Annotated in this window: 14 protein-coding genes; 2 read left to right on the forward strand and 12 right to left on the reverse strand. The window is 33.6% G+C overall.

Features of this window, described 5'->3' with window-relative positions; all coding sequences use genetic code 11:
- Positions 1 to 5 precede the first annotated feature (5 nt).
- From pheT to mtaB, 3 genes are read right to left on the reverse strand one after another with little or no spacing between them, the layout of a single operon-like run.
- Positions 6 to 2,381 (reverse strand): phenylalanine--tRNA ligase subunit beta, encoded by a 2,376-nt coding sequence (gene pheT, locus CALKRO_RS07175; RefSeq protein WP_013430380.1) that lies wholly within the window; start codon positions 2,379 to 2,381, stop codon positions 6 to 8.
- Positions 2,382 to 2,408: 27 nt separating this feature from the next.
- A complete protein-coding gene (gene pheS / locus CALKRO_RS07180) occupies positions 2,409 to 3,431 on the reverse strand; it encodes a phenylalanine--tRNA ligase subunit alpha (RefSeq protein WP_013430381.1) in 1,023 nt (340 codons plus the stop codon).
- Between the two features lie 26 nt (positions 3,432 to 3,457).
- The gene (mtaB, locus tag CALKRO_RS07185; RefSeq protein ID WP_013430382.1) at positions 3,458 to 4,762 is read right to left on the reverse strand and encodes a tRNA (N(6)-L-threonylcarbamoyladenosine(37)-C(2))-methylthiotransferase MtaB; all 1,305 of its coding nucleotides are present in this window, start codon (positions 4,760 to 4,762) and stop codon (positions 3,458 to 3,460) included.
- A gap of 202 nt (positions 4,763 to 4,964) precedes the next feature.
- Here mtaB and CALKRO_RS07190 point away from each other — a divergent pair, with 202 nt between their 5' ends.
- Positions 4,965 to 5,195 carry an HPr family phosphocarrier protein gene (locus CALKRO_RS07190; protein ID WP_013403334.1) on the forward strand — a complete coding sequence of 77 codons (231 nt, stop codon included), beginning with the start codon at positions 4,965 to 4,967 and terminating at the stop codon, positions 5,193 to 5,195.
- Between the two features lie 41 nt (positions 5,196 to 5,236).
- On the opposite strand, the gene CALKRO_RS07195 is transcribed toward CALKRO_RS07190, so the two are convergent.
- Together CALKRO_RS07195 and aroC are read right to left on the reverse strand one after the other, a co-directional pair.
- The gene (locus tag CALKRO_RS07195) at positions 5,237 to 6,361 is read right to left on the reverse strand and encodes a D-alanyl-D-alanine carboxypeptidase family protein (RefSeq protein WP_013430383.1); all 1,125 of its coding nucleotides are present in this window, start codon (positions 6,359 to 6,361) and stop codon (positions 5,237 to 5,239) included.
- A gap of 59 nt (positions 6,362 to 6,420) precedes the next feature.
- Entirely contained in the window at positions 6,421 to 7,572 is a 1,152-nt protein-coding gene (aroC, locus tag CALKRO_RS07200) for a chorismate synthase (protein ID WP_013430384.1), read from the reverse strand.
- A gap of 104 nt (positions 7,573 to 7,676) precedes the next feature.
- On the opposite strand from aroC, the gene CALKRO_RS07205 reads away from it, so the two are divergent.
- Entirely contained in the window at positions 7,677 to 8,192 is a 516-nt protein-coding gene (locus CALKRO_RS07205; protein WP_013430385.1) for a hypothetical protein, read from the forward strand.
- A 6-nt stretch (positions 8,193 to 8,198) separates the two neighbouring features.
- Here CALKRO_RS07205 and CALKRO_RS07210 read toward each other — a convergent pair whose 3' ends face one another.
- From CALKRO_RS07210 to CALKRO_RS07240, 7 genes are read right to left on the reverse strand one after another with little or no spacing between them, the layout of a single operon-like run.
- On the reverse strand, positions 8,199 to 9,821 hold the full coding sequence (locus CALKRO_RS07210) for an MBL fold metallo-hydrolase RNA specificity domain-containing protein (protein WP_013430386.1): 1,623 nt from the start codon (positions 9,819 to 9,821) through the stop codon (positions 8,199 to 8,201).
- A gap of 15 nt (positions 9,822 to 9,836) precedes the next feature.
- Positions 9,837 to 10,901 (reverse strand): DUF3048 domain-containing protein, encoded by a 1,065-nt coding sequence (locus CALKRO_RS07215; protein ID WP_013430387.1) that lies wholly within the window; start codon positions 10,899 to 10,901, stop codon positions 9,837 to 9,839.
- Between the two features lie 13 nt (positions 10,902 to 10,914).
- Positions 10,915 to 11,613 (reverse strand): diacylglycerol kinase, encoded by a 699-nt coding sequence (locus tag CALKRO_RS07220; protein ID WP_013430388.1) that lies wholly within the window; start codon positions 11,611 to 11,613, stop codon positions 10,915 to 10,917.
- The gene (gene ybeY, locus CALKRO_RS07225; protein ID WP_013430389.1) at positions 11,610 to 12,086 is read right to left on the reverse strand and encodes an rRNA maturation RNase YbeY; all 477 of its coding nucleotides are present in this window, start codon (positions 12,084 to 12,086) and stop codon (positions 11,610 to 11,612) included. Before ybeY ends, CALKRO_RS07220 begins: the two co-directional genes overlap by 4 nt.
- Complete coding sequence (locus CALKRO_RS07230) at positions 12,055 to 13,566, reverse strand: HD family phosphohydrolase (RefSeq protein ID WP_013430390.1); 1,512 nt, start codon at positions 13,564 to 13,566, stop codon at positions 12,055 to 12,057. The genes ybeY and CALKRO_RS07230 overlap by 32 nt, the downstream gene beginning before the upstream one ends.
- A gap of 3 nt (positions 13,567 to 13,569) precedes the next feature.
- Entirely contained in the window at positions 13,570 to 14,547 is a 978-nt protein-coding gene (locus CALKRO_RS07235; protein WP_013430391.1) for a PhoH family protein, read from the reverse strand.
- A 22-nt stretch (positions 14,548 to 14,569) separates the two neighbouring features.
- A complete protein-coding gene (locus tag CALKRO_RS07240; protein WP_013430392.1) occupies positions 14,570 to 15,715 on the reverse strand; it encodes a sporulation protein YqfD in 1,146 nt (381 codons plus the stop codon).

Below are 15,715 nucleotides of genomic sequence, written 5' to 3' on the forward strand. Positions count from 1 at the left end.
TCTTTCTACTCCCGCAAACTTATATTGTAGTTTTTAAGCTCATCTAAAATCTTCTCTTGAATCTGGTTAATATCACTATCTGAAAGTGTTTTTGATTTTGACCTGAAAATTGCTCTATAGGCATAGCTTTTGAAACCTTGCTTTATTTGTTGTCCCTTGTAAACATCAAACAGACGAAACTCTTCTAAAATGTCAGAGCTATATTTTTTGAAGATTTCTTCAATAACCCTGCTTTCTACATCATCTGGTACAACAAATGCATAGTCTCTCTCAATAGCTGGATATTTCGGAAGTTGAACATACCTCTTTTCTTCCTTCTCAGCCTCAAGCAGCTCATCTATAAAAAGTTCTGCATATACAACTCTTACAGGTATGTCAAATCTTTCTAATATATCCGGATGGACTTCTCCAATGTAGCCTATAAGAAAACTTTCATCGGTATAAATCTTTGCTGAACGTGTAGGATGCAAATTTGGATTTTGATGTTGCGATGAAAACTTAACATCTTTTATTCTAAGCATGTCAAAAAGATTTTCAAGTACACCCTTTAGAGAATAAAAATCCTGAGCCGAACTTCCTATTGCTAAAACAAGTTTTTCATGCGGAAGTTTTTCATTAGATTTTTTAAATACTGTAGATAGCTCAAATACTTTTACGTCTTTTATATTTCGGGATATATTGAGATAAACTGTTTTTAATACAGAAGACATAAGCTGCATTCGCATGATAGAAAAATCTTCACCGAGTGGATTTAAAATCTTGACAGCATCATCCAAGTTATACCCTTTTAAAATCTCATAAACTTTTGGCGATTCAAATGAATATGAATAAATTTCATAATAACCACTGTTGGCAAGAAAAATTTTTATATTGTTTACTATTTTTTGCTTTTGGGTGAGACCAGACGAAATAGCACTTCCCATGAAAACCCTTGAAGGTAGTTTATCATACCCATATATTCTTATAACTTCTTCAGAAATGTCAGCCATATCTTCAATGTCAGTCCTAAAAGGTGGTACTATAAATACATCTTTTACTTCGTCATATTTTATTTCAAGTCTGCTAAGAATATTCACCACTTCATCTTTTTCAATTCTAAGACCAAGAAGTTTTTCTATATATGAAAAATCAGCTTTTACTTCTACTTGCTGCCATGGGTCAACATAGGTATCTACAGCTCCTTTTACAATCTCGCCTGCTCCAATTTGTTCAATCAAAGCGCACGCTCTTTGAATTGCGAGTTCTGCAAAGTATGGGCTCAAACCTTTTTCAAACCTGTTTGAAGCCTCTGTTCTAAGTCCTAAATATCGTGCTGTCCTTCTTACCATTGCGGGATTAAAAGTTGCAGACTCTAAAAGTACAACTTTTGTACTCTCATCAACTTCAGTATCTAATCCTCCCATCACACCTGCAACTGCTATGGCTCTGTTTTCATCTGCAATAACAATGTCAGATGACCGCAAAACCCTCTCTACACCATCAAGAGTTATAATCTTTTCACCATCACTTGCAAGTCTTACAAAAACATTTCTGCCACAAATCTTGTTGAGGTCAAATGCATGAAGAGGCTGACCCATCTCGAGCATTACATAATTTGTTACATCAACAATATTATTTATTGGTCTTATACCGCAAGCCACAAGTCTTCTTCTTAGCCACAGAGGTGACTGTTCAATCTTTACGTTTTTTATAACTCTTCCGATATACCTTCTGCAAATCTTTTTATCTTGAATTTCAATATTATCTATATAATTTTTTATCAATTCATCTGTCTCTTTGAAACTTACATTTGGAAACTTCAGAGGTTTGTTTAAAATAGCAGCTATCTCTCTTGCAATACCCACAATGCTCAAACAGTCGGGCCTGTTTGAGGTTATCTCAAAATCAATTATCACATCATCTATTCCAAGTGCAATCTTTATGTCATTCCCTATCATGCTGTCATCCATACCTTCAAGTATAAATATCCCATTCTCGTCAGCATATGGAAACTCTCCGCGGGTAAGTCCAAGCTCTTCCAGCGAACATAGCATTCCTTCCGATAATATTCCCTTGAACTCAAGAACATCAATTGTTTTACCATTTTCTAAGACAGCACCTGGTTTTGCTACAGGAACATATAAACCTTCTTTTACATTCTTTGCTGCAGTTATTATTGTAAGTATTTTATCTTTTATATCTACTTTACAAACAAAAAGATTCTGGTTATGAGGGTGCAAAGAAATTTCTAAAATCTTACCCACTACAACATTTTTAATATTCTCAAGTCTCTTCTCATATCCCTCAACCTTTGTTCCGCTCATAGTAAGTTTATCAACAAGCTCATCTACCGAACAATCTATATCAACATAACTTTTCAACCATTCTAATGAAACCTTCAATATTCTTCACTCCTTCTGTATAAAGTTTTATCTGAATTGTTTCAAAAATCTCAAATCATTTTCGTAAAAGAGCCTAATGTCCTCAATCTCATATCTCAAAAGTGCTATTCTTTCAACACCCATACCAAATGCAAAACCAGTATATATATCTGGATCAATCCCACAGTTCAAAAGAACCTTTCTGTGAACCATTCCTGCACCAAGTATTTCTATCCAACCTTCACCCTTACATGTTCTACATCCTTTCCCACCACAGAAGATACATGAAATATCAACCTCGGCCGAAGGTTCAGTAAACGGAAAATGATGTGGTCTGAACCTAACCTTGGTCTGTTCACCAAAAAATCTCTTTGCAAACACTTCAAGTGTCCCTTTTAAATCAGCCATTGTAACACCTTTGTCAACAAATAGTCCTTCTATTTGATGAAAAATAGGAGAGTGTGTGCTATCCACCTCGTCTGACCTGTACACCCTTCCAGGAGAAATTATTTTAATTGGAGGCTTTTTACTTTTCATAACCCTGATTTGAACAGGGGAGGTATGCGTTCTCAAAAGTACGTCTTCAGAAATATAAAAAGTATCTTGTGTATCTCGTGCAGGATGGTCAGCTGGGATATTCAATGCTTCAAAGTTATAATAATCAAGCTCTACTTCTGGTCCCTCCGCAATTTCATACCCCATATTTAAAAAGATTTCTGCTATTTCATTTTGAACCTGAGAAAGAATATGAATGGCTCCTATTTCCACTCTTTTGCCAGGTATAGTCACATCAATGCGTTCACTTTGTATCCTCTTTTGCTTCTCTTCCTCTAAAAACCTTTTTCGCTGGATAGCAATGCTTTCCTCAAGGTACTCTCTCAGACTATTTAATTCTTTTCCCACTTGAGCACGAATTGCTGGTTCAAGCTTTGATAGTTCTTTTAACTTACTTTTCAAAATGCCTTTTTTACCTAAATATTTGACCTGAAAATCTTCAAGTTCCTGCAAACTTTTGATTCTTGATAGTTCTTCTATGCATTGGTTTTTTAAATTTGCTATGTCAGTGTTCAATCCTACACACCACCTTTTTGTATTTTTTATTGAATTATTTCTCCTTTAACATATTGTCTATAAGCCTGTGTAATCTTAACTTTGTAAATTTCCCCATGTACTATCATATGACTTTTCCTTATTAGAGTACGGATATAATTTCCTGAATACCCTTCATAATATCCGTCAAAATCAGAATCCTGTTCAATCAAAACTTCTAACGTCTTCCCAACAAACTTACTATGAAATTGATATGAAAGGCTCGCTGCCACTTCTTTCATTATCTTGCTTCGTCTTTCTTTTTCTTTGCTATCTACTTGGTTTGGCATCTCATATGCTTTAGTACCCTTCTTTGGAGAAAACCTGAACACGTGAATCCTTGAAAAACCTATTTTCTGAACAAAATCTAAAGTAGCGTTGAAATCTTCTTCTGTTTCGCCCGGAAAACCCACTATAATATCGGTTGTAAATGCTACATCATCCCATTTTTCTCTTATTCTATCTACTATACTTTGATACTGTGCTGTAGTGTAATGTCTGTTCATAAGTTTCAATATTTTATCACTGCCACTTTGAAGGGAAAGATGCAAATGATGGCACAGTTTGTCAAAACTAAGTAACCTCTCTATAAATTCACCATTCATTATAACCGGTTCTAAAGAACTCAGTCTGATTCTTTTAACACCTTCAATCTTATTTACCCTCTCAATAACATCTATAAGTGTAACCTTCCCATCCAAATCCTTCCCATAAGATGAGATGTTAATTCCTGTAATAACAAATTCTTTGTATCCCTTCTGAACAAGCCTTATAACCTCTTCTTCTATACTTTTTAAACTTCTGCTTCTAACTGCTCCCCTTGCATACGGGATTATACAATAAGAACAAAACTGGTCACAACCTTCTTCTATCTTTATGAAAGCACGGCTACGCTCATTAAATTCTGATATCTTAAGCTCTTCAAATGCTTCTCTTTTATAATCTTCATTTATTGCTACAATTTTCTTTTTGTCCTCCAAATATTGTCTAACATAATCAACAATCTTTTGTCTATCTTTTGTTCCAATTATGATATCTACATCTTCTATCTTTTCAACCTCTTGGGGATACACTTGCGGGTAACATCCCATTACAACTACGATACTTTGCGGAGAAAGTTTTTTAGCCTTTTTTATTGCGTGTCGTGATTTTCTATCGCTTATGTTGGTAACTGTACAGGTATTTATCACGTACACGTCTGCTTTGCTGTCAAAGTCGACAATCTCAAACCCGCTTTCTTTAAAAAGTTCAGCTACTGCCTGGGTTTCATACTGATTGACCTTACATCCAAGTGTATAAAAGGCAATCTTCAATTTAATTTGTTCACCTCCACATTTAAGTTATATTATAATATTTAGCAGCCAATTAGTGAAGAGCTAAAAATATATCTTTAATTGTTATTTTTCTATGAAAAAAGGGTATAGAAAATGTGTAAGGAGTTAATTGATTTAAAGCTCATAAACATGATATGATAAATAATGAGTATTATTTTTGTTGTGAAGGGAGGAATTTAAAATGAAAACAGTAACAGTAAAGCTGAACACAATTGATGCTGTCAAGAACTTTGTCAACATTGTTAGCAAGTACCCATTTGATATTGACCTTACATCAGGAAGGTATGTTGTTGACGCAAAATCTATCATGGGTATATTTAGTTTGGACCTTAGCAAACCAATTAAGGTAGAAATTCATTCAGACAACTGCGATGAACTGCTCAAAGAGCTTGAACCGTTTATGGAAAAATAAGAAAAAATAAATTTAGCGTGGATTTTTCGTCCACGCTAAATTTATTTTTGTCTAATTCTATTTTCAAACAATTTTTCTTTTATTCTGTCCCATAAAGACTTTCTTGGACATTCTTGTAATGCAACAAGTGGGAGGCTCTGTTTTTCATTTTTAAGATACACATTCAACCTACCAATCACCTTGTTTTTTTCAATAGGCGCTTCTGCTACCTGCAAAATTACATCTAATTTTGGCAAACAACTTGATTCCACTACCCAATAACATTTATATGTTGTTCCAACTTTTACCCAATCACTTTTTCCGTTTTTAACTTTTACATAACCCATTTCATCAGGTAGAAGTTTTACCACTTTAAAGTTGTTATAACAATAGTTGAGAATCTTTTGCGTATCATTCCACATATCCGGAGCATTCAAAACCACACATATGACTCTAAAATCATCTCTGCAAACAGAAGTGACAAGACACCTACCCGCCTTTTTTGTAAATCCAGTTTTTACACCATCAGCACCAGGATATAATCTTAACATCTTGTTTTTGTTTCTTAGAATTCTATTGTAAGGTCTTGTAGTCCATGGTACTTCTATATCTTTGGTTTTTACTATCTGTCGAAATATTGGATTTCTCATAGCGTATGCGGTAAGTTTTGCAAGGTCGTGAGCTGTTGTATAATGCTGACCTTGTTCCAAGCCATGTGGAGATGAAAATACAGTGTTTGAAAGGCCAAGATCTTTTGCTTTCTTGTTCATAAGTTTAACGAATCTTTTTACATCACCAGCTGTTGCTATTGCCAAGGCGACAGCAGCATCATTCCCAGAAGAAAGCATAAGTCCATATAAAAGGTCTATTATTTTCAGTTTTTCTCCTTTTTCGAGGTACATAGATGACCCTGGAACTCCCACAGCCTGTGGCGGAATTTCAATTTCTTTATTTACATCACAGTTTTCTAACACCAGGATTGCTGTCATTATTTTGGTTGTGCTTGCCATTGGAAGTTTTAAATCCTTGTTTTTTTCAAAGAGAATCTTCCCTGTTACCCATTCAATAGCTATTGCAGATTTAGAGCTCAGTTGTGGTAAATTCTTTTTTTCATTTGCATAGCATATCTTACCAAATGCTGTAGTTATTATTAATGCAAATATAAGAACAAATACCCTTGCTTTCATTACAAAAAAACACCCCCACATCTAATTAGTATGCCCATGGATGTGAGGGTATATGTATTTTACCCTTTATTATAAATTCTTTTGAAAGTTTCTAACATAGTCTTAGCAGAATCTCCTCCTAACCTTTCTATTAAAGCATTTGCCAGAACATACGCAATTGCCGCTCTCATGACAATACTTCCTGCCGGCACAGCACATATGTCAGACCTTTCTACTGCTGCCTCAGCAGGTTGAAATGTTCTTATATCTACACTTTTGAGGGGCTTATATAGAGTTGGAATTGGCTTGAAAGCAGCCCGAACAACAATATCCATGCCGTTTGAAATTCCGCCTTCTATACCACCTGCATTGTTTGTCTTTCGATAAAAACCTTTCTTATCATCATAATAAATTTCATCATGAACTTCAGAACCAAACCGCCTTGCCGCTTCAAATCCCATACCAATTTCAACACCTTTTACAGACTGAATACTCATTACAGAGTGAGCAATCTGGGCGTCAAGTTTTCTGTCCCAGTGAACATGGCTACCAATACCATATGGAACATTTTTGCAAATTACCTCAGCAATCCCACCCACGCTATCACCTATTTGTTTTGCTATATCAATCTCCTCTTTCATCTTCATTTCAGCTTCCTTGTCAATACAAAACAGATCTGAAGAAGATAAAGCCTGTTCAAAAAGTTCTGTGTCATTAAATGAATACGATTTTGTAAGCCGTACCCTACCAATCTCAACAACGTGGTTGTAAAGTTTAATGCCAAACATTTTCAAAAGTTCTTCACAAACAGCTCCAACTGCTACTCTTATAGCAGTTTCTCTTGCACTGGCTCTTTCCAATACATTTCTTGCATCATCAAACTCATATTTTAAACAACCAGCCAAATCTGCATGACCAGGCCGTGGAACTGTCACTTTTTTGGTATCTACATCACACTGCGTTGCATCCATAAAACTTTTCCAGTTTTCGTAATCCCTATTTTCAATCATCAATGTAATAGGGGCTCCTGTGGTAAAAGAGTTTCTGACTCCTGATAAAATTTTTACTCTGTCCTTTTCTATTTCCATTCGCTTCCCTCTTCCATAACCCCTTTGACGTAGTTGTAAAAGATGGTTTATATTTTCTATATCTATTTTTACATGTGCAGGAAATCCTTCTATTATGGCTATCAAAGCTTTTCCATGTGTTTCACCAGCATCTAAAAATCTCATTGTTTCACCTCAGTTTCTTTTGTTTTTTTGTATCAAACAAATTACCCTTCTTAAATATAATGATAATGTACTAAACATTATCGTTTTGTTAGTAGAAAGAAAAGATGAAAAGAAGATTTATTCGTATACTCTACACATTATGTGCGGTTTATATAATCTTGAGCATATTTATTATTAAAAATTCGGATAAACATATATACGTTTACCATGAGCCTTCTAATTTATCAATCCGCTACGGAGAATCACAATACTCAGTGATCGTACAGAATACAAAAGTTAGCCTTGAAAAAGTGACAAAGGAAAAATTTTATATCACATACTCACAGGTTACCGGAAATCAGAGTTATTTTGGTTTAACTCTTATAATAGAAAACTTAGAAAAAAAGAGGATTAATAAAGCTGCTTTTGAATATATTTACATTGAAGATGCAGCCACAAAACAAAAATATTATCCAATTCCTTATTTTGAAATAGAAAATTTTCCTCAAGACCAACCTATGTTGTATAAAGCAAAATTCTATGCTAAATTTCATCTATTACCATATAATATTTTTGCAATAAATATCTACTTTAAATTTGAAGATAAACTGTTTATTCTTAAAAATGTTGATATAAGATAAACATTTTCAATAATCATTCAACGCAAGACTGAGAAGGTATCTCAGTTCTTCTAAATTCGAATTGAGTGTAGATAGCCTTTCTGGAGAAATAGCAGAGTTTTTTATACCTTCCTTTAGTCTATTCAGTTCATATTCAATCTCTTCAATCTGAGCAAGTACTGAAAGATTGACAAATGAAGGAAGTTCCGAGAATAACCTTTCACTTTGTGTAACGTATTCAGGTGCAATTTCATACACCTCGCCACGCATAGGAACAATGACATCTGTTTTAAACCGGTTTTGTAATTCTTTTGCAAATTCGAACTGAACTTCCTTCTCGCCATGGACCACAAAAATCTTCTTTGGTTTTTGATTCATCTGTTCAATCCACGAAAAAAGCCCACTTTTATCTGCATGACCAGAATATGCCTCGATATACTCTATCTTTGCTCTTACTTCTACCTCTTCACCAAATATCTTTACCTTCTTCTGTCCATCCAAAAGCTTTCTTCCGAGAGTGTTTGGTGCCTGATAACCGACAAAGAGCACAGTGTTTTTCTCATTCCATAAATTATGTTTAAGATGATGCTTTATTCTTCCTGCCTCACACATCCCACTTGAAGAAATTATTATACAACTTTTGTCATACTCATTTAACCATTTTGACTCATCCACAGATTTTATAAACCTCAAATTAGGTGGCTCAAGAGGATATATACCATTTTTTATAAACATAGCTGCCTCTGTATCAAAATAATCTATATGTTTTTTGTAGATGGCAGTTGCAGAAGTTGCAAGTGGGCTGTCAACAAAAATCTCTACATTTCTTATAATTTTAGCCTCTTCAGAATCAGTGCTAATTTCTTTTGCAATCTCATATAATATTTCCTGTGTTCTCCCAACTGCAAAAGATGGAATTATAACCTTTCCACCATTTGAAATAGTTGTACTTATTATATTTATAAGTTTTTTAGATTTGTTTTCAACGTCTACATGAAGCCTATTGCCGTAAGTGCTTTCAATGAACAGATAATCGCAATCATCTATTATTGTAGGGTCTTTCAAAATAGGAACATTTCTGTTCCCTAAATCACCAGAAAAAACAAGTTTGTACTCCTTACCATTTTCTTTCACATAGAGCTCAACTATAGCTGAACCAAGCATATGTCCAGCATCCTTAAAAACAAAACTCAAATTTTTGTCTATTTGAATTCTCTGACCATATTTTACGCCTCTAAAATGTTTTAAGACATTTTCTGCGTCTTCTAAGGTATAAAGCGGTAGCAGTAGTTTTTTCCCTTCTCTTTTCCTTTTTCTATTCTTCCATTCAATCTCGCTTTCCTGAATATGAGCGCTGTCTGGCAACATAATACTACACAAGTCCATTGTCGCATCTGTTGTACAAATTATTCCTCTAAATCCATCCTTATAGAGTTTTGGAATTCTTCCGCTATGGTCAATATGAGCGTGAGAAAGAATGACAAATTCAATTTCTGACGGATTAAAAGGAAATGATTCATAGTTGAGCAGTTCTTCAGTCAAACCACCTTGAAACATACCACAATCTACCAGAAATTTTTTGCCTTCAAGATCAAAAAGGTAGCATGAACCTGTCACACTTTGAGCTCCACCTATGAAAGTTATCTTCAAATTTTCTCTCTCCTCTCATTCAAACTTAACCTTACCATACTGCGGTACAATCTCAAACCATGTGTTCCCTTTTAAAAGCTTAATCTCTTGCCCATTTTCATCTTTTAATATAAATGAATTTTTCATATTAAATTCATAAGTTATTGGAATAGTTTTTCCCATTTGCAGAACATACCCTTTTCCTTTTGAAAAATCCACTTCCTGTCTACCTCTGTCATCGTTTTTTATTGTGTCATAGTGAGCAAAAATTATTACTAAGTTTTTTGCAGTCAGTACAGCACCTGTCTCTTTGTTAAGATGAGGTTTTTCTTTTATAAACCTTTTGTAAACTTTTTTCTGTTCATCATATTCATATCTTACATAATACCATCCTGAAAAAGTAATTTTTATTTTGGTGTTTTCTGAATTCCATTTATTCACTACTTCATCTGTTAAAGGATATGTTTTGTAAGTTTTCTGCATTTTGTAACCCTTTTTATCAAAAAAAGCTGAAAGCTTCTCCATAGAAGAATAGAGATTATGCGGTGCTTTTCTATCTGAGGTCCTGAAGAAAATTCCGCCACCTGTGTAAATAGCATCAATATGAGGTATAAAATTCTGTTTGAAAAGCCTGTAAGCTTGTGGGCTACCACCACAGTGTACAAAGTAAGCATTAAGTGACTTTGCTATCTGCATAAAATACGGTCTTGCACTTCTTATAGGACCTACTTTTTTAGGATATGTATGGTGATATATTGCCATAATTCGTGTTGCTCCACCCTCAATCAAAGCTTCATAAAGGTACTCAGCCTGATCTAACGAAGATTGAGGGATTGCACCAGGTTCATTATTAATCATAACTGCTATTATTTGATGTTCATCTTTTGGGTAAATGACTTCTCCAGTAAATCTACAAAGATAGTTAAATTGCTGAGCTTGAGTATTGTCTTTTTCCTCATTTTTGATCGTTTGTAATGTTTTACTTGTTTTTAAGATTTCATTTTTGGTCTCTTTTTTACCACATGCTGACAAAGAAATAATTATAATTCCTATTATTAATGGTAAAATCTTTTTCAAATAAACTTCTTTTTTATGTTTCATAAAGGTCCCTCTTTCATTTTATCTTGAATATCAAAAGGGTTACAAGAACTCCAATAATGGCACCTACAACTGTCTCCCAAACTGTATGAATCTTTGCTTCTATCCTACTCTCAAGTACCAATAGAGCCAAAAAAAGAGCAAGTGATACTATTATGAGGTTGTTTGTGAGCATTAAAATAGCAGTTGCCGCAGCAAAAGCTAAAGCAGTATGACCGCTTGGCATTCCGCCCTGCATAAACTTTGTTCTATTTGTAATAGCCTTAACAACTATTATGACCATTGCTACAATTATAAGGGATAAAAACACTACATGAAAAGAAATACCTCTTATATGTTTAAGTGTTAATTCTATTGGTAGCTTTATTTTATCATAAAAAAGAAAATACCCTATGGTTAATGACATCAAGGCAGACACCAACACAGCTCCTGCTGCTACGTCTTTTGCAATTTTTGCTTTCGGTTCAAACTCTTTTGCTATGAGGTCTATGGTATTTTCTATTGCAGTGTTTATAAGTTCTGTTGCAATAACTAAACCAATACAAATTAGTACTAATACTGTTTCGATCTTATTAAGTTTAAAGACAATAGTTAAAAAGAGAATTGTAAAAGCTATTATAAAGTGAATCTTCATATTTCTTTGAGTCTTAAAAGAAATTATTATTCCATTTATTGCATTGTCAAAACTCTCCAGCAAGGTTCTTCTTTTGTTCATCTTGTCAACCCCATGCTCTGTAAAATTTGCTCTTCATACTCCCTCATTACTTTTCTATCATCCTCTTCTATGTGGTCAAAACCCAAAAGATGTAAAACAGAATGCACAGTTAAATATGCAATTTCTCTTTCCAATGAGTGACCAAATTCTTTCGCCTGCTGTGCTGCCTTTTCGATTGAAATTACAATGTCACCAAGAGGAATTTCATCTTCCATAATCACTATATCTTCTAAAAGCTTCCCATTTTTAAATTCGAATATAGGAAAAGATAGTACATCTGTTTCTTTATTGACATTTCTATAATTTCTATTGAGTTCCTTTATGAAGCTGTTATCAACTATGAATACACTTATTTCAAAGTTCTCTTCTTCCAAGAAAACCTTAATGGTATTTACAATCGACTCTTCAATTATCTTTGAAATGTGTTGGTCAATATCAACTTTATCTTGCTGATTTTGAATGAATATTTTCACTTCTTACCATCACCTCATCTGATTTGTTTGAAGAATCTTCAAATATATTATAACTAACCCTCTTGTGAAAAACACCAGTCAAAACCTTGATAAAACTTTCCAATATAATTTCAAGTTCTTTAAATGTCAAATCGCTGTTATTTAGCTGCCCATCAAGAAGCTTTTCTTGAATTACATTTCTTATAGTAGCTTCAATCATCTGAGGCGTCGGAGAAGAAAGAGCCCTGACAGCTGCTTCAACAGAGTCAGCCAACATAACAATTGCAGCTTCTTTGCTCTGTGGAATTGGTCCATCATACCTAAACTTTTCCTCACTCACTTGCTGATTTTGACTTAGCGCTTTTCCATAAAAAAATGCCACCTTAGTAGTACCATGGTGCTGTTTTATAATGTCAAGAACCTGTCTTGGTAGCCTATATTCCTTCCCAATCTCCACACCATCTTTTGTATGTGAGATTATTATAAGAGCTGAAAGAGTAGGAGTTATCCTGTTGTGAGGGTCTTCTTCAATAATCTGATTTTCCTTAAAATAAAAAGGTCTTTTTAGCTTTCCTATGTCGTGATAATAAGCGCCTATGCGGGCAAGAAGATAATTTCCACCAACTGCTTCACATGCAATCTCGGCTAAATTCCCTACTATTAAACTGTGATGATAAGTACCTGGAGCTTCAAGTAAAAGTCTTTTAAGTAATGGATGGTTGGGATTAGAAAGTTCCATAAGTCTAATCGGGGTGGTAAAATCAAATAAGTACTCCCACACAGGTAAAGTTCCATACGCAATAATAAACGAAAGTGCCGTACCAATAAAAGAGTTTGCTGAAGTGGTCAACACCTCAGCTTCATTCATTTTAAATACTAATTCAGTTGACAAAACAAAAAGTGAGGATATTAAACTGGCCAAAAATCCGTGGGATATAAATTGAAGCCTATTGTTAATACTGTGCGATACAATTGCACACAAACTTCCTGTCACAAAAAGATGAAGAGCAAAACTAAGGTTATTCATTCCCACAATTAGCAGGGTTACAATAGAAAGTATTACATTAAAAATTATCGAAACTCTTACATCAATCAAAAGCGAAATCAAAATAACTCCTACAAAAGCCGGCACAGCATATGTTGGTATGGGAAGAAGAAACTTTATTAAAAGAAGATTTAGAGCTATAATAGCACTTGTTGCTGCCATATCCCTGCAGTTGTCTATAAATTTTCTTTCAAAAAGATATAAATACACTCCCATTATGAGAGAAAGTATCAAAATTAATAAAATTGCAGCTGATAAATCACCGTCTATTCTAAATTTAGAATATTTTATTTCAGGATTAAAAAACCGAAAAATTTTATTCCAAATTATGGGTGTTTCTTTTCTTTTAGACAGTGCTATCAATAGCGACGAGGTCCCAAAAAAAGAGAAAAAAAGAATAAATCGATAATAATAAATCCTTTTTCTCTCATGCCATCGTTCAAAAATTTTTAACATGGTCTATGCTTTTTGTTTCTCCTTTCGTTTTTCTTCATACCTATTGTAAGCATTAATAATCTTTTGAACAAGTTGATGACGAACAACGTCTTGATAAGTCAAAAAAACAAATTCTATTCCTTCAATATCCCTAAGTATCTTCGTTACCTGAACAAGTCCAGACTCAATCCCACTTGGTAAGTCAATCTGAGTAATATCACCAGTCACCACTGCCTTTGAGCCAAAACCAAGTCTTGTCAAAAACATCTTCATTTGCTCTGAAGTAGTGTTTTGTGCCTCATCTAAAATTATAAAAGCATCATCTAAGGTCCTTCCACGCATGTATGCAAGCGGTGCAACCTCAATTACTCCTCTTTCCATATACCGTTGGTAGGTTTCTGTGCCAATTAAGTCATGAAGTGCATCATAAATTGGTCGCAAGTATGGGTCTACTTTTGTTTGCAAATCTCCAGGTAAAAATCCTAATTTTTCACCTGCTTCAACAGCCGGTCTTGTAAGAATAATTTTGCTTACCTCTTTCTTTTTGAGGTAATGAACAGCCATTGCCATAGCCAAGTAAGTCTTACCTGTACCTGCAGGTCCAATGCCAAATACAATTGTATTGTTCATAATTGCATTTATATATCGTTTTTGACCAAGAGTTTTAGGTTTTACCTGTTTGCCTCTGTGAGTTATAAAGATAACATCATTTTCTAAACTTCTTATTTCTTCATCTTCTAAAGTCTCTACTATATAACGTATAGTATGTTCATCAATATCTAATTTTTTCTTCTCCATGTCATGTAATATTTTTATCGTTTTTTCTGCTTTACTTATATTTTCTGGATTATTGCCTATGATTTTTATACCATTGTCTCTAAACACAATATTTACATTCAAAAGCTCTTCTAAAGTCTTAACTTTAGAATCAAACTCACCAAATATGTTCCAAAGTTCTTGGGTGTCTTCAATGCTTAAAGTTGAAATGAGTCTTTCTTCCAAATATTTCTAACCTCCTAAGATTTTATTTTTTAACGCCAATCTCTTCTAAACATTCATAATTTCTTTGGCATTCAATTTTCCTTATCTCACCTTTTTGCTTTATCACTTTTATATATGTGCGAACTGACAAAACATTTAATATCTTCTTATTTTTTGTAAGTGACATAAACTTTTGGTCACATTCTCTTTTAGCCTTTTCCTTTATTTGATCAAACGTAGGCACAAATCTTTTTAGCTTGTATCTTTTGACTTCATACACTCCCACCCAAATAGCCAAAGGTGAAAGTTTATACTCTTTTATTTTAATTTTATCACAATTCTCGTTTTTAGTAACTATATTTTTAAGTTTGATTTCATAATTACCAACTTTTATGTATGGTACTGTTGCTTTTGAAATATATTCTTTTTGATATAAAGGAATAGTAAAATCTGCAGGGACGGTGTAAAATGTGATTGCTTCAATTTGGGCATTTGCATCTTCAAAATACTCAATTCCATCCTTGGAGAACACTTTATTATCTACAAGAAGCTGTCCATATACTACAGTATCACCTTCTTTGACAAGTAAATTCCCAGATTTTAAGATTATTCTTTTAATAATTCCGCTACTTGCTGCAAATATCCGTCCTTTCTTGTTTTCTATTTCTGCCATTTCTCTTTTTACATACTCCACAAACAGACGAACACCTTCTTTTTTCACATTTACCCACATTAAATCACCCAACTCAGTAAGAAGTTTTCTTTCAAGTATTTTTTCGTCAATTTTATTTTTCAGTATAAATGGCTTTATATTGTACTGGTAAAGTTTTTCTTTTATTTTTTCATTTAACAACATATCTGCAGAACCATGGTTTAAAATAGCTATGTCAAAAATAAACTGATTAAAAACTATTAAAATAAAAATACATACTCCAACTGTAATTACTTTCCATAACGTTAGCTCCTTTAAATAAAAATACATTCCATTTTTCTCTAAAATGCTTATTTTGCACTTTGTTCTTTTTGCTATCTTTATTACTTTTTTAAAAATTTTGGTTGATATACCTATAATTATGGTATTATTCTGTTTAGAATACAGTTTAAGTAAAATCTTGTTGAAAATAAGCATATTTAAAAATTTGTTTAAATTCTCTCCTTCTACTTTTAAAACAAGTCTTCCACTGCACAT

Source organism: Caldicellulosiruptor kronotskyensis 2002 (assembly GCF_000166775.1).
Lineage (GTDB): Bacteria > Bacillota > Thermoanaerobacteria > Caldicellulosiruptorales > Caldicellulosiruptoraceae > Caldicellulosiruptor > Caldicellulosiruptor kronotskyensis.

Excerpts from the sequence above, each read along its gene's own strand:
- CALKRO_RS07190 (WP_013403334.1), top strand. The coding sequence starts at position 4,965 with ATGAAAACAGTAACAGTAAAGCTGAACACAATTGATGCTGTCAAGAAC.
- CALKRO_RS07195 (WP_013430383.1), bottom strand. The coding sequence starts at position 6,361 with ATGAAAGCAAGGGTATTTGTTCTTATATTTGCATTAATAATAACTACA.
- aroC (WP_013430384.1), bottom strand. The coding sequence starts at position 7,572 with ATGAGATTTTTAGATGCTGGTGAAACACATGGAAAAGCTTTGATAGCC.
- CALKRO_RS07205 (WP_013430385.1), top strand. The coding sequence starts at position 7,677 with ATGAAAAGAAGATTTATTCGTATACTCTACACATTATGTGCGGTTTAT.
- CALKRO_RS07215 (WP_013430387.1), bottom strand. The coding sequence starts at position 10,901 with ATGAAACATAAAAAAGAAGTTTATTTGAAAAAGATTTTACCATTAATA.
- CALKRO_RS07220 (WP_013430388.1), bottom strand. The coding sequence starts at position 11,613 with ATGAACAAAAGAAGAACCTTGCTGGAGAGTTTTGACAATGCAATAAAT.
- CALKRO_RS07230 (WP_013430390.1), bottom strand. The coding sequence starts at position 13,566 with ATGTTAAAAATTTTTGAACGATGGCATGAGAGAAAAAGGATTTATTAT.
- CALKRO_RS07240 (WP_013430392.1), bottom strand. The coding sequence starts at position 15,715 with ATGTGCAGTGGAAGACTTGTTTTAAAAGTAGAAGGAGAGAATTTAAAC.